Origin of the sequence: Synechococcus sp. H55.7 (assembly GCF_047462395.1) — a bacterium.
Lineage (GTDB): Bacteria > Cyanobacteriota > Cyanobacteriia > Thermostichales > Thermostichaceae > Thermostichus.
In genome coordinates, this window is the sequence record NZ_JANSJD010000004.1 from 14,909 (window position 1) to 28,768 (window position 13,860).

Here is a 13,860-nt window from a genome sequence, read left to right on the forward strand (position 1 = left end):
CCTTAAACCAGAGCCGGCTCCGGCTGGTGGTAGAGGGCAGCCTCCACCCGGCAGCCCCGATAGGCCAAGACGTACAGCTCCTTCATATCCTGAATGAGGGGGTAGCGGGGGTTGGCGCCGGTGCATTGGTCATCAAAAGCCTGCTCCGCCATCGCTTCCAGACGGTCGTAAAAGGCCTGCTCGCTCTCGCTGAGGGCCTCGCGAATGCTGGCCGGGATCCCCAGCTTCCGCTTCAGCTCCTCGATGGCCTCGATAAGGCGCATGACCTTTTCCTCATCATTGGCTCCCCCCAACTGCAGGTAATCGGCAATTTCGGCATAGCGGTGCTTGGCGTTGGGATAGCGGTATTGGGGAAAGATGGCCTGCTTGAAGGGGGCGTCGGTGGCGTTGTAGCGGATGACGTGGGTAATCATCAGGGCATTGGCCAGGCCGTGGGGCAGGTGGAAGGTGGATCCCAGCTTGTGGGCCAAAGAGTGGCACACCCCCAAAAAGGCGTTGGCAAAGGCCATGCCGGCAAGGGTGGCGGCGTAGTGGACTTTTTCCCGCGCTTCTGGATCCTCAGCTCCCTTCTCGTAGGCCCGCGGCAGGTAGGTCATCAGCAGCTTAATTGCCTGCAGCGCCAGCCCGTCGGTAAACTCGCTGGCCATCACCGAGACATAGGCTTCCAAGGCGTGGGTGAGGGCATCGATGCCGCCGTAAGCCGTCAGCTTCTTGGGCATCTTCAGGGTGAGATCCGGATCGACAATGGCCATGCTGGGGGTGAGGGCGTAGTCGGCCAGGGGGTACTTGATCCCCACCCGGTCATCGGTCACCACCGCAAAGGGCGTTACCTCGGATCCCGTCCCGGAAGTGGTGGGGATGCAGACCAGTTGGGCTTTTTGCCCCAGCGGCGGCAGCTCGTAGACCCGCTTGCGGATGTCCATAAAGCGCGTTGCCAGGCCTTCAAACTCCACCTGGGGCTGCTCGTACATCAGCCACATCACCTTGGCCGCATCCATCGGGGATCCGCCGCCCACGGCGATGATGACATCTGGCTGAAACTGGCGCAACTGCTCCAGGCCGCGGTTGATGTTGCTGAGGGTGGGATCCGGCTCCACATCGTGGTAGACATCCCAGTTCACGTGCAGCTCGTCCAAAACCTGGGTAACCGGCTGCAGCACACCCAGCTCGAAGAGGGGCTTATCGGTCACCAAAAAAGCCCGTTTTTTGCCGGCCAACTCCCGCAGCGCCACCGGTAGACATCCCGGCTTGAAGTAGATCTTGGGCGGCACCCGGAACCAGAGCATATTTTCCCGCCGGTAGGCCACGGTTTTAATGTTGAGCAGGTGGCGCGGCCCCACATTGTCGGAGACCGAGTTGCCCCCCCACGTGCCACAGCCCAAAGTTAACGAGGGATCCAGCCTAAAGTTGTAGAGATCCCCAATCGCCCCCTGCGAAGAGGGGGTGTTGATCAGCACCCGCGCTGTTTGTAGGGCATTCTCAAAGTAGGCAATATCATCTCGATTGGCTGGATCGGTATACAAAACAGAGGTGTGGCCCCGTCCGCCAAAATTGACCAGTTGGACAGCAACATCGACGGCGCTGTGGAAATCCTTGGCACGGTAGAAGGCCAAAACAGGGGCCAATTTTTCGTAGGAAAACGGCTCTTCGGGCCCCACCTTGTCCACTTCCCCAATCAGCAGCTTGGTGCCTTCGGGTACCTGGATCCCGGCTAGAGCGGCAATGGTCTGCACCGATTGGCCGACAATAGCTGGATTGAGACGGCCATCCTTGAGGAGGATGCGGCGCACCGCTTGCGTTTGTTCCGGATCCAAAAAGTAGGCCCCTTGATGACAAAATTCCGCCTTCACCTGCTCATAAACGGCCTCCGCCACAATCACCGCCTGTTCCGAGGCGCAGATCATGCCGTTGTCAAAAGTTTTGCTGAGCAAGATTGAACTGACGGCCATGGGAATGTCGGCACTGGTGTCGATGACCGCCGGCGTGTTGCCCGCCCCCACGCCCAGCGAGGGGTGGCCGGAGGAATAGGCCGCCTTGACCATGCCGGGGCCGCCGGTGGCCAGGATCAATTTCACCTCCGGATGCTGCATCAAAGCCTGAGAAAGCTCAATCGTGGGCTCGTCAATCCAGCCAATCAAGCCCACAGGCGCGCCTGCCGCCTCAGCCGCCTCTTTGACCACTTTGGCTGCAGCGATGGTGCATCGTTTGGCGCGGGGGTGAGGCGCAAAAATGATGGCGTTGCGGGTTTTCAGAGTGATGAGGGCTTTGAAAAGGGTCGTCGAAGTGGGATTGGTGACCGGCACAATGCCCGCCAAAAGCCCCACCGGCTCGGCAATGCGCTCGTAGCCAAAGCTCTCGTCCCGCTCAATGACGCCACAGGTTTTCTCGTGTTTGTACTTGTTGTAAATGTATTCAGAGGCAAAGTGATTTTTGATCACCTTGTCTTCCACAATGCCCATGCCGGTCTCCTCTACGGCCAGCTTGGCCAAGGGGATCCGCTCGTTGTTGGCCGCCAGGGCAGCTTTGTGAAAGATTCGATCCACCTGCTCCTGGGTGAAGGTGGCATACTCAGCCTGGGCAGCTTTCACCTGCTGGATTAAAGCTTCCAGTTCCTCGAGATTGGTAACAGGCATAGGTGGATCCCTCCAAAATCACATCCATACGGGTTAAAAGTTGAGGCAACCATTAGAAATTGCTGGAAAACTCCATAGGCTCACTGGCTGGCTAAGCGCCCACAGGTGCGGGAACCTGGATCTCGGTGGTCATTTTTGGGGGATGGGTGAGGGTGTTGTGGATGATGCAAGCGTCGACAGCTTTTTCTAGGCCCTTTTGCTGCCTTTCGTCGAGCGGGATCCCCGTCTGAACGCGAATGCAAATGTTGTCTAAGCGGCTGGGGTGCTCAACTTTATCTGCAGTAACAACCACTTCCAGCCCTCGAGGATCCAACTGCCGCGCTTCCAGATACTTGACGGCATAAAAGCCAACACAAGCACCCAAAGAGGCCAAAAACCACTCCGGCGGCGTCATTCCCTGATCTTGGCCGTGGTTGTCCAAGGGCTGATCGCTGAGGATGCGATGGCCGCGGCTTTCGGCTTGAAATTGAACGCCATTCTGGTAGGTTACGCGCACTTCCACTGGGGATCCCTCCTCTATTTTTCCATCTGCCAGAGTTGACCAGCTCCTAGCCTATAAGTTCAACCTAGCGCTACTTTAGGGGCAGCCTAAGAATTTTAGAGATGACTTTGGGATCAAGCTGATGCAAATGGGGATTGACTCTGTTTTTGTTACTGTTGCTACGGCAATAAACTAAGTCTTAGCAGCCATTAAACCGCCACCAATCCCCGCTCGCGAAAGATTTGCAAAGCGTGGTTGATCTGTTCCGGGGTGGGCGGCTGGACATCGCTGAGGGTGTAGGGCAGTCCCAACTGCTGCCATTTGTATTCCCCCATCTTGTGAAAGGGCAAAACCTCCACCCGCTCCACGTTGGATAGAGTGGCCACAAACTCAGCCAAGCCCTTGATGTTTTCCTCAGGATCTGTTAGTCCAGGAACGAGAACAAAACGAATCCAGGTGGGCTTGTGAATCTGATCCAAATAGCGAGCCAGATCGAGAGTGGGCTGCAGCGAAACGCCGGTAACTTTGCGATAGAGCTCCGGCAGATAGGACTTGATATCGAGCAACACCAAATCAGTATGCTCCAACAAAGGCTTTGCCGTTTCCAGTTGCACATAGCCAGAAGTATCCAAAGCCGTGTGCAAGTCCAGCTCGTGGCAGCGGCGGAAAATCTCGGCCACAAAGTTGGGTTGCATTAACGGTTCCCCCCCGCTGGCCGTGACTCCCCCACCCTTGAGGTAGTAATTGCGGCAGCGCTGGATCTCCGCCATGAGGGAGTCCACCGTCACCACCTGGCCGGCATTGGGATCCCGACAGTCGGGATTGTGGCAGTACAGACAGCGCAGAGGACAGCCCTGTAGGAAGATGACAAAGCGGATCCCTGGCCCATCTACCGTGCCACAGGTCTCGACCGAGTGAATGCGGCCGGTTATCGGCGTCAAGGGGTTGAGCGGGGTATCCATACTTCTATCCTCAATGGCTTTTGCAAAATATCAACTAATCTTGAGGTTTTCTTCCCAATTGCTGGCCATGTTATGCACATCACGGTTTTCTTCCTTATGAAATCTGGACTTTACCCAGACTGTGTTTTTCTTAACGGTTGAAAACCAGTGGAAAGATCTCCTACTGGGAGACCTCCGCCGAGAGGTTGTGCAGGCGATGGGCTTTGGGATCAAAGCCCGCCGGGAAATGGGTATAGGCATCGCAATCGGCGTGATCCAGCAAAGCCCCTTCCAAGAGGGCACCGCGGAAATTGCTGCCAAAAAGCAGACATCCCCGCAGGTCGGCTCCCGATAGGTTGGCGCCGCTGCAATCGGCAAAGCTGAGATCGCACCCCCGCAGGTTGGCGCCTGCCAGGTTGGCGCCGCTGAAATCGGCATAGCGCAGGTCAGCACCAGCTAGGTGGATCCCTTCTAGGTCGGCCTGGGGCAGCTCGATCTCCTGGAAATCTCGCCGTCCCGCTGCGTAGTCTCTAACCAAATCCCCAACGCTATAGTTCATTGAACCTCCTTGCTTGGGGAGGGGGGATCCTTTGCTTTCACCCGGCTAGGGGCAGCCTTCCGGGATCCCCCGCCCCCTCGTTTAGAAGTGCTGATGGAAGGTGCGGTTAATCACATCCAGTTGCTGCTCGCGGGTAAGCTTGATGAAGTTCACCGCGTAGCCGGAAACCCGGATGGTGAGCTGCGGGTAGAGCTCTGGGTGCTCCATGGCCTGCAGCAGGGTCTCGCGGTTGAGGACATTCACGTTGAGGTGAAAGCCGCCATCCCGCATGTAGCCGTCCAGCAGCCCCACCAGGTTGGCAACCCGCTCCTCAGCCGTGCGACCCAGGGCCGCCGGCACGATGGAGAAGGTGTTGGAGATGCCATCCAGCGCGTCGTCGTAGGGCAGCTTGGCCACGGAGGCCAGCGACGCCACCGCTCCCTTGGTGTCGCGGCCATGCATGGGGTTGGCCCCCGGCGCAAAGGGCTCGCCAGCCCGCCGCCCATCGGGGGTGTTGCCGGTTTTCTTGCCGTAGACCACGTTGGAGGTGATGGTGAGAATGGACTGGGTGGGAATGGCGTTGCGGTAGGTTTTGTGCTTGCGCAGCTCCGCCATGAAGGTCTGCACCAATTGCACCGCAATCTGGTCAACCCGGTCGTCGTTGTTGCCGTATTTGGGGAAGTCGCCCTCCACCGCGTAGTCCACCACCAAGCCGCGCTCGTCCCGAATCGCCCGCACCCGCGCGTACTGGATGGCCGAGAGGGAATCCGCCACCACCGATAAGCCAGCCAGGCCAAAGGCCATCGTGCGCAGGATATCCCGGTCGTGCAGGGCCATCTCCAGGCGCTCGTAGCAGTACTTGTCGTGCATGTAGTGGATGATGTTCATGGTGTTGACGTAGGTCTTGGCCAGCCAGGCCATCATCTGCACCAGGCGCGGCCACACCTCGTCGTACTCCAACACCTCAGAGGTGATGGGGGCATAGGCCGGGGCCACCTGCTCACCGGAGATCTCATCCCGACCGCCATTGATGGCATAGAGTAGGCACTTGGCCAGGTTTACCCGCGCCCCAAAAAACTGCATCTGCTTGCCAATGCGCATGGCCGATACGCAGCAGGCGATGCCGTAGTCATCCCCCCAGTAGGGGCGCATCAGGTCGTCGTTTTCGTACTGGATGGAGCTGGTTTCGATGGAGACCTTGGCGCAGTAGCGCTTGAAGGCTTCCGGCAGCCGCTCCGACCAGAGCACCGTTAGGTTGGGCTCCGGCGCCGGCCCCAGGTTGTAGAGGGTGTGCAGCATGCGGAAGCTGGTCTTGGTGACCAGAGGTCGCCCATCCAGCCCCATGCCGCCAATGCACTCAGTTACCCAGGTGGGATCGCCGCTGAAAAGCTCGTTGTACTCCGGCGTGCGCAAAAACCTGACCATGCGCAGCTTCATGACAAAGTGGTCAATGAGCTCCTGGGCCTCTTCTTCGGTGAGGATCCCGGCCTGCAGATCCCGCTCGATGTAGATGTCTAGGAACGTGGAGACCCGCCCCAGGGACATGGCGGCACCGTTTTGCTCTTTGACCGCTGCCAGGTAGGCTAGGTACAGCCACTGGATGGCCTCGCGGGCATTGGTTGCTGGCCGGCCCAGGTCAAAGCCGTAGCTGGCCCCCATTTCCTTGAGCTCGTGCAGGGCTTTGATCTGCTCTGAGAGCTCCTCCCGCAGGCGGATGGTCTCTTCATCCATCGTGTCCAGGTCGAGGCTGGCTTTTTGCGCCTCCTTGTCTTCAATCAGCCGATCCACCCCGTAGAGAGGTACCCGCCGGTAATCACCGATGATGCGGCCCCGCCCATAGGCGTCCGGCAAGCCGGTGATGATGCCAGAGCGGCGGCAGCGGCGCATCTCCTCCGTGTAGGCGTCGAAGACCCCGTCATTGTGGGTCTTGCGGTATTTGGTAAAGATCTCCTTAACCTTTGGATCCAGCTCGTAGCCGTAGGCCTTGAGGGCCGTCTCTACCAGGCGGATGCCGCCAAAGGGCAGGATGGCCCGCTTCAGGGGCTTGTCTGTCTGCAGACCTACAATTTGCTCCAGCTCCCGGTCGATATAGCCCGGCGGGTGGCTGGTGATGCTGGAAGGAAGGTCGGTGTCGGCATCCAAAACCCCCCGCTCCCGCTCCAGCGCCATCAAATCCTTAACCTTGGCCCACAGCCGTTGGGTGCGCTCGGTGGCCGGCGCCAAAAAGCTTTCATCCCCGGTGTAGGGAGTGTAATTGCGCTGAATAAAATCTCGGACATCGATGCAGCGCTGCCACCGTCCCGGCAGAAAATCTCTCGCAACTGCTTGATCAGATACTTTGCGTTCTGTATTTTTTTCGGCCTTCGATTCTGTAGACAAAGCTACAGAACGCTGCGCGCTCGCTATCATAACAATCCTCCCAACTATGACGCCTGACAACTCCGCCAATAGGCTGACAATAGGGCAAGGCGGCGCCCCAGCAACTGCCAAAAGCTACAACAATCTTTGCAAAAGAGAGGGCCTGGTGACTGACTTGAGGGAGAGCTTTTAGCAACTCTGCTGTTTCTTTTTTTGGATGTTGGCCATACACCTCGCCCACTTCAATTTTAGTCCTTTGCCCTGCGAAGATGTTTTTGTGGGCGCATTTTTAAGCGTGTTTTTAATGTTGTCTTAAGGGTTTGCTGGAAAGGGTTTTGACCTTTTCCCTTGCCAAAGGGCCAGCCTATGCTGGGTTAGGGCGGCCCCGGTTACCTGTTGCCGGGAAAACACCAGAACACCTGGCGTTCGCGTTAGCCGTGCGCTTTCTATGAACCAGTCCATTCGAATTGTCCAAGGGATCCATCACCTGCACTTCTACCTTTGGGATCTGCCCCGTTGGCGGGAACACTTTTGTCGGGTTTGGGGCTTCCGACTAGAAAGCGAGGCCGGCAACACCCTGGATCTGCGGCAGGGATCCCTGCGCGTGCGCCTGTCTCAGCCGGCACGGGCGGGGGACGAGGTGGATCGCTATTTGCAGCAGCATTCGCCGGGGGTGGTGGATGTGGCTTTGGCGGTGGGGGAGCAGGAGCTACCGGCCTTGGCGGAGCTGTTGCGGGGGCGAGGCGCCCCAGTGGAATGGATCCCGGCAGCAGCGGCGCTCTGCCTCCACACCCCCTACGGGATCCGGCATTCTCTCGTCCCCGGCCCCTCCAACGTCACCCCTGCGGAAGCAGGCCTGTTCTCCCATTGGGATCACGTGGTGTTGAACGTGGAGCAGGGATCCCTGCAGGCGGCAGCCGACTGGTATGGCCAGGTGCTGGGCTGGCGGCATCTGTACCGTTACAGCATCCACACCGACACCTCTGGCCTGGAAAGCGTGGTGGTAGGGGATCCAGAAGCCGGGATCCAATGGGCCATCAACGAACCCACCTGCGCCGCTTCTCAGATTCAGGAGTTTTTGGATGCCCATGGTGGCCCGGGCATTCAGCACGCGGCGCTGCACAGCCCGGATATCGTTGCCAGCCTGCGGCGGTTGCGGCAGGGGGGAGTGGACTTTTTGCAGGTGCCGCCGCAGTACTACACCAGCCTGGAAAGGGAGTTGGGGTTGGCGCTCCGTTCCGCCCTTGGACAGGCCATCTCCTGGCAAGACCTGGTGGAGCAGCAGATCCTTTTGGATGCCACCCTGCCCGCCTCTGATGGCCAGGATCGTCCCCTTCTGCTGCAAACATTTACCCAACCTCTATTTGGCCGGCCCACCTTTTTCTTTGAAGTCATTCAACGGCTAGGCCGGGCCACAGGCTTTGGAGAGGCCAATTTTCAAGCCCTGTTCGAGGCCCTGGAGCGGCAACAGCGGCAGCGACAACAGCTATGACCAGCCAAGCCAATCTTGACCTCTCCAGACAAGATCGAGGCGGCCCCTACTGCTCGGCCCCCACCCCCCCTTGGCATAGCCGTACAATCGAGAAATCCCTGAAGACAGGCAACCCTCTTTCCTGCCCATGACAGCTTCTGCTGCGGCAACTGCCGATTCCGACTTGCAGACCTTGGCCGATTGGCTAGAAGGCTACTACAGCAACCGCGCCCAAGCCATGGCAGAACCGGTGTGGTTTGTGCCGGTCAGCCTCTGGTACGTGCGCCTACCCCGCTTGTTTTCAGAGGGGATCGGCTTTTTTACCGAGCAATTTAACGAGCACACGCCGGGCCGGTTTTACCGCAGCCGAGTGCTGCAGTTGTTGGCGGATCCCTTGCGGATCGAGAACTACAAGTTGCGGGATCAAGCGGCTTGGGCAGGCGCCTCTCAGGATCCGCAGCGCTTGGCGCAGCTTTCTCTGGCAGACCTGGAGCATTTGCCCGGCTGCCGCATTTTGGTGGAAAAACGTCCCAACTGCTTTCATGGCCAGATGCTGCCGGGCGGCGGCTGCCGTCTCAACCCCGGCGACAGCACCTACATCCACATCGAGTTTGACCTCACAGCCCAAGAATTCATCACCTGGGATCGCGGCTTTGACGCCACCACCGGTCAGCAAACCTGGGGATCCCGCGCCGGCCCCTACCGCTACCAGAAAGGGATCCCTCCTCGCCCTTGGGGAGAGGGGAACAGGGGGTGAAGGCCAGATCAAAGGCTATGGGAACAAAAAAGGAAACAGGTCGCGCAACCCTTTGCGCAGCCTGAGCAAAAAGATCAGCCGCTCCACCTCTGGAGAAACAGATCCGGTTTCGGGCCGGGCCCCCAGCGCTGCTTGGAGTTGCAGAGCTTCGCCGGCGGTGAGGGGCTGATTATCGACCGGAGAGCGAGCCTGCAAATCTGGCTGAGCCCGCAGCACCTCCTCAGGGAGCTCAAAAGCCGGGGGCAAAGCCAAAGCTGGATAGGGGGGATACAGCAGGAACACCAGCAGACCGGCCCATCCACTGCTCCTTCTGACCCAATGCTTTCGGTTCACTGGATGCCAATCTCCCGGTTCACTCCGCTTGATTCGGAATCTTGCCCAGGTCTTCTTTTTGCGGCGAGCCAAAATCCCCCTTAGCTGGCCATGGCTTCCGAGCGCTCTTGGATCACCCGGTCGACAATTCCATAAGCCTGGGCTTCCGTGGCCGAGAGGTAAAAGTCTCGCTCCACATCCCGCTCGATTTTCTCCAGCGGTTGGCCGGTGGTTTGCGCCAAGATCTCATTCATGCGCCGTTTGACCCGCAGAGTTTCGCGGGCGCGAATTTCGATATCGCTGGCCTGGCCTTGGATCGTGCCCAGAGAAGGCTGGTGCAGCATGATGCGGGAGTGGGGCAGGGCAAAGCGTTTTCCCTTGGTGCCGGCAGCCAGCAAAAAGGCCGCCATCGAGGCTGCCTGGCCCACGCAAACGGTTACGATGTCCGGCTTGATGTGGTTCATGGTGTCGTAGATGGCCATGCCCGCCGTCACAGAGCCGCCCGGAGAGTTGATGTACATCACAATGTCTTTTTGCGGATCCTGGGAGTTGAGGTAGAGCATCACCCCCACGATAGTATTGGCCAAATTGTCATCGATGGGCTCGCCAATAAACAAGATCCGCTCTTGGTAGAGGCGGTCGTCGAGGCTGATCCACTGGCTGTAGGGCTCACCGGGCAGACGGTAGGGAACGCGGGGCACTCCAATCGGCATAAGTTTCTCCTGGCAAAGTATGCAGCACGGAACACTACACAGAACGACGCGCTTGCAAGATTTCTTCCACGCTCAAATCTAGCTGGGGCAAAACCGAGGCAACAATGCGTTCAGGGCCGGTTTTAACCTCGTCTTCGTATTCCCCACCAACCCAGCGCAACACGGAAACCGACTGCTTAGCGGGATCCCCAATCCAGTATTCCGGGATCCCACCGGCAGCACAGTCTTTGCGCTTGTCTTGATAATCGCGTTTTTCATAAGGCCAGTTCGTGAGGCGTAGGTACCCCTCCGCCGTTAAAGGCTGTGCAGGGACTTGAACCATCGACGGAGCCCTCTGTTTTAATTTTTGGCTGTTGCCAACTTCGGCAAGACTTTGGAGCTGGTCAACACCTGGTCGATGAGGCCGTAGGCTTTGGCCTCTTCCGGAGTCATGAAAAACAGCCGCTCCGTGTCCTTCTTGATGCGCTCCAGAGGTTGGCCCGTGCTGCGAGACAATTCCTCCAGCATCATGTTGCGCAGGGTCAAGATCTCGCGGGTGCGAATTTCAATATCGCTGGCCTGTCCGCGAGTGCCACCGTAGGGCTGATGCAGCACGATCGTGGCATTGGGCAAGCTGGCCCGGAACCCTTTGGCGCCCGCCGCCAACAACATGGCTGCCATACCGATGGCATTGCCAATGCAGATGGTATGCACCGGCGGCTTGATGTAGTTCATCGTATCCAAAATGGCAAACGCTGCCGTGTCGTAGCTGTAGGTGCCCGTCGAGTTGATGTACATCTTGATCGGCTTTTCCCGATCCTCGTACTGCAAATACAGCAGTTGTTCCACAATCAGCTTGGTGACGTTGGCATTCGACTCCTCTGCTAGGGGCAGGCCCAGGTAGACAATGCGCTCCTGCAACAGCAGCGAGGCCAAATCGGGAGGCGGAGTCCGAACCGGAGCGCCGCCATAGTAGTAGTAGGTCGATTGCACCATGCCAAAGTTCTCCTACGGCCAATCCCTTGACTCTAAAGACAACTGCCTAGAACAGCAACACAGACGAAGGATAAGAGCAAGGGATCCGAGAACAGCAGCGGATCCCTTGTCTTCCTAGCAACCAGAACCTGAAGGGGAGACACAGATGCCCCGCCGCAGCTTTACTCCGCTCCCTGCGGCAAGAGAACCCGCTCCGGCTGCGTGACCAGCACCTTGGGCTTGCGCTCCTCGTCCACATCGATGAGGACTTCCGAGCCCTCTTTGACGTGGCCGGTCAAGATCTCTTCCGCCAAGATGTCTTCCAACAGGCGCTGAATAGCACGGCGCAGCGGACGCGCCCCATAGCTGGGGTTGTAGCCCTCCTCCACCACCAAGTCTTTGAAGCGATCGCTGACCGTGAGGCGGATTTTCTTCTCCGTCATGCGGTCGAACACTTCCTTGAGCAGGATGTCGGCAATCTGCTTCACCTCGTCCTTGGTCAGTTGCCGGAAGACAATGATCTCGTCCACCCGATTGAGGAACTCAGGCCGGAAGTACTGCTTCAGCTCTTCGTTTACCAGGTTGCGGATGCGGTTGTAGTTTGCATCTTCGTCGTTGGTGTTGAACTCGAAGCCGAGGCTGCCGCCGCCCTTCTCGATCACCTTCGAGCCGATGTTAGAGGTCATCACGATCAGGGTGTTCTTGAAGTCCACCGTGCGGCCCTTGGCGTCGGTCAGGCGGCCATCTTCCAGGATCTGCAGCAGCAGGTTGAACACATCCGGGTGGGCCTTCTCGATCTCGTCGAAGAGCACCACCGTGTAGGGACGGCGCCGCACCGCTTCCGTGAGCTGGCCCCCCTCGTTGTAGCCGACATATCCGGGCGGGGATCCGATCAGCTTGCTGACCGTGTGCCGCTCCATGTACTCCGACATGTCGAGGCGGATCATGGCCGACTCGGAGCCGAAGAAGTAGGCCGCCAGGGCCTTGGTCAGCTCGGTTTTGCCCACTCCCGTCGGGCCGGAGAAGATGAAGCTGGCGATGGGGCGGTTGGGGTTTTTCAGCCCCACGCGAGCGCGGCGGATGGCGCGAGAGATGGCCCGCACCGCCTCATCTTGGCCGATGATGCGCTGGTGCAGGGTTTCCTCCATGTGCAGCAGCTTCTCCGACTCGCTCTCGGTCAGCTTGGCCACCGGCACCCCTGTCCAGGCGCTCACCACCTGGGCGATGTCCTCTTCGGTGACCTCCGGCATCTCCTCGCGGCTGCTTTCCTCAGCCTTCTTGGCAGCAGCAATGGCGCGGATCTGCTGCTTGATCTCCATCTCCCGATCCCGCAGCTCACCGGCCCTGTCGAAGTCTTGGGCCCGCACCGCGGCATCCTTCTCCTTGAGCACCCGCCGCAGCTCCTGATCCAGCTCCCGCGCCGCCGGCGGCAGTTGCGAGTTGATCAGGCGCACCCGTGAAGCCGCCTCGTCGATGAGGTCGATGGCCTTGTCCGGCAGGAAGCGGTCGGAGATGTACTGGTCGGCCAGCTTGGCCGCCGCATCCAAAGCCGCATCGGAGATCTTCAGCTTGTGGTGTTGCTCGTAGCGCTCCCGCAGACCAAACAGGATCTCGATCGTCTCTGAAACGCTCGGCTCGCCCACCATAATCGGCTGGAAACGACGCTCCAGAGCGGCATCTCGCTCGATGTGCTTGCGATACTCATCCAGCGTGGTGGCGCCGATGCACTGCAGTTCGCCGCGGGCCAGGGCGGGCTTGAGAATGTTGGCAGCATCGATGGCCCCTTCGGCAGCCCCGGCCCCGATGAGGGTATGCACCTCGTCGATGACTAGGATGATGTTGCCGGCGTTGCGGATCTCATCCATGATTTTCTTGAGGCGCTCCTCAAACTCGCCGCGGTACTTGGTGCCGGCCACCAACAGGCCGATATCCAAGCTGATCACTCGCTTGTCGGCCAAGATATCGGGCACATCCCCCTGCACAATGCGCTGGGCCAGACCTTCGGCAATGGCGGTCTTGCCGACGCCCGGCTCGCCGATGAGGACGGGGTTGTTCTTGGTGCGGCGGCCCAAGATCTGGATCACCCGCTCGATTTCCCGCGTCCGACCCACCACCGGATCCAGCTTGCCCTCTTGGGCCAATTGGGTGAGGTTGGAGCCGAATTCGTCCAGGGTTGGCGTTTTGGTGCGGCTGGAAGACCCACCCCCTGCCGTCACTTCGGCGGTCTCGCCCAACATGCGGATCACCTGGGTGCGCACCTTGGACAGATCCACCCCCAGGTTTTCCAGAACGCGGGCGGCTACCCCTTCCCCTTCGCGGATCAGGCCCAGGAGCAGGTGCTCAGTGCCGATGTAGTTGTGGCCGAGCTGGCGAGCTTCCTCTAAGGAGAGCTCCAGCACTCGCTTGGCGCGGGGAGTGAAAGGGATCTCGACAGCCACAAAGCCGGATCCCCGGCCAATAATTTTCTCGACTTCAATGCGGGCGTCCTTCAAGTTCACTCCCATGGACTTGAGAACTTTGGCGGCGACCCCAGTGCCCTCGCCGATTAACCCCAACAAGATTTGCTCGGTGCCAACGAAATTGTGACCTAACCGTCTGGCCTCCTCCTGGGCCAGCATGATCACCTTGATGGCTTTTTCTGTAAAGCGTTCAAACATGATCCTCGGGCTCCCTACGCCTGCATCAAGGCGGACTTGATAGGC

The 13,860-nt window shown here is 59.1% G+C and carries 12 protein-coding genes; 2 read left to right on the forward strand and 10 right to left on the reverse strand.

The window, feature by feature from the left end:
• Positions 1-2: 2 nt before the first annotated feature.
• The 5 genes from adhE to pflB form a co-directional block, all read right to left on the reverse strand.
• Positions 3-2,633: a bifunctional acetaldehyde-CoA/alcohol dehydrogenase gene (gene adhE, locus NW851_RS02615; RefSeq protein ID WP_414336924.1), complete on the reverse strand. Its 2,631-nt coding sequence runs from the start codon at positions 2,631-2,633 to the stop codon at positions 3-5.
• Positions 2,634-2,724: 91 nt separating this feature from the next.
• A complete protein-coding gene (locus NW851_RS02620; RefSeq protein WP_414335832.1) occupies positions 2,725-3,135 on the reverse strand; it encodes an OsmC family protein in 411 nt (136 codons plus the stop codon).
• Between the two features lie 188 nt (positions 3,136-3,323).
• Positions 3,324-4,076, reverse strand: coding sequence for a pyruvate formate-lyase-activating protein (gene pflA / locus NW851_RS02625; protein ID WP_414335833.1), 753 nt, complete (start codon positions 4,074-4,076; stop codon positions 3,324-3,326).
• Positions 4,077-4,236: 160 nt separating this feature from the next.
• Positions 4,237-4,614: a pentapeptide repeat-containing protein gene (locus NW851_RS02630; protein WP_414336927.1), complete on the reverse strand. Its 378-nt coding sequence runs from the start codon at positions 4,612-4,614 to the stop codon at positions 4,237-4,239.
• Positions 4,615-4,695: 81 nt separating this feature from the next.
• On the reverse strand, positions 4,696-7,002 hold the full coding sequence (pflB, locus tag NW851_RS02635) for a formate C-acetyltransferase (RefSeq protein ID WP_414336929.1): 2,307 nt from the start codon (positions 7,000-7,002) through the stop codon (positions 4,696-4,698).
• Between the two features lie 397 nt (positions 7,003-7,399).
• Here pflB and NW851_RS02640 point away from each other — a divergent pair, with 397 nt between their 5' ends.
• Both NW851_RS02640 and NW851_RS02645 read left to right on the forward strand, forming a co-directional pair.
• Entirely contained in the window at positions 7,400-8,443 is a 1,044-nt protein-coding gene (locus NW851_RS02640; protein ID WP_414334587.1) for a VOC family protein, read from the forward strand.
• Positions 8,444-8,570: 127 nt separating this feature from the next.
• A complete protein-coding gene (locus tag NW851_RS02645) occupies positions 8,571-9,179 on the forward strand; it encodes a chromophore lyase CpcT/CpeT (protein ID WP_414334588.1) in 609 nt (202 codons plus the stop codon).
• Positions 9,180-9,194: 15 nt separating this feature from the next.
• On the opposite strand, the gene NW851_RS02650 is transcribed toward NW851_RS02645, so the two are convergent.
• The 5 genes from NW851_RS02650 to NW851_RS02670 all read right to left on the reverse strand — a co-directional run bounded on the left by NW851_RS02650 (position 9,195) and on the right by NW851_RS02670 (position 13,815).
• Positions 9,195-9,512, reverse strand: a complete 318-nt coding sequence (locus tag NW851_RS02650) for a hypothetical protein (protein ID WP_414336931.1) — start codon at positions 9,510-9,512, stop codon at positions 9,195-9,197.
• A gap of 80 nt (positions 9,513-9,592) precedes the next feature.
• On the reverse strand, positions 9,593-10,204 hold the full coding sequence (locus NW851_RS02655) for an ATP-dependent Clp protease proteolytic subunit (RefSeq protein ID WP_414334591.1): 612 nt from the start codon (positions 10,202-10,204) through the stop codon (positions 9,593-9,595).
• A gap of 34 nt (positions 10,205-10,238) precedes the next feature.
• Complete coding sequence (locus tag NW851_RS02660; protein ID WP_414334593.1) at positions 10,239-10,526, reverse strand: Uma2 family endonuclease; 288 nt, start codon at positions 10,524-10,526, stop codon at positions 10,239-10,241.
• 17 nt (positions 10,527-10,543) lie between these two features.
• A complete protein-coding gene (locus NW851_RS02665; protein ID WP_414334595.1) occupies positions 10,544-11,179 on the reverse strand; it encodes an ATP-dependent Clp protease proteolytic subunit in 636 nt (211 codons plus the stop codon).
• Positions 11,180-11,340: 161 nt separating this feature from the next.
• A complete protein-coding gene (locus NW851_RS02670; RefSeq protein WP_414334597.1) occupies positions 11,341-13,815 on the reverse strand; it encodes an ATP-dependent Clp protease ATP-binding subunit in 2,475 nt (824 codons plus the stop codon).
• Between the last annotated feature and the right edge of the window lie 45 nt (positions 13,816-13,860).

Excerpts from the sequence above, each read along its gene's own strand:
- NW851_RS02645 (WP_414334588.1), top strand. The coding sequence starts at position 8,571 with ATGACAGCTTCTGCTGCGGCAACTGCCGATTCCGACTTGCAGACCTTG.
- pflB (WP_414336929.1), bottom strand. The coding sequence starts at position 7,002 with ATGATAGCGAGCGCGCAGCGTTCTGTAGCTTTGTCTACAGAATCGAAG.
- NW851_RS02630 (WP_414336927.1), bottom strand. The coding sequence starts at position 4,614 with ATGAACTATAGCGTTGGGGATTTGGTTAGAGACTACGCAGCGGGACGG.
- adhE (WP_414336924.1), bottom strand. The coding sequence starts at position 2,633 with ATGCCTGTTACCAATCTCGAGGAACTGGAAGCTTTAATCCAGCAGGTG.
- NW851_RS02655 (WP_414334591.1), bottom strand. The coding sequence starts at position 10,204 with ATGCCGATTGGAGTGCCCCGCGTTCCCTACCGTCTGCCCGGTGAGCCC.
- pflA (WP_414335833.1), bottom strand. The coding sequence starts at position 4,076 with ATGGATACCCCGCTCAACCCCTTGACGCCGATAACCGGCCGCATTCAC.
- NW851_RS02670 (WP_414334597.1), bottom strand. The coding sequence starts at position 13,815 with ATGTTTGAACGCTTTACAGAAAAAGCCATCAAGGTGATCATGCTGGCC.
- NW851_RS02640 (WP_414334587.1), top strand. The coding sequence starts at position 7,400 with ATGAACCAGTCCATTCGAATTGTCCAAGGGATCCATCACCTGCACTTC.
- NW851_RS02660 (WP_414334593.1), bottom strand. The coding sequence starts at position 10,526 with ATGGTTCAAGTCCCTGCACAGCCTTTAACGGCGGAGGGGTACCTACGC.
- NW851_RS02665 (WP_414334595.1), bottom strand. The coding sequence starts at position 11,179 with ATGGTGCAATCGACCTACTACTACTATGGCGGCGCTCCGGTTCGGACT.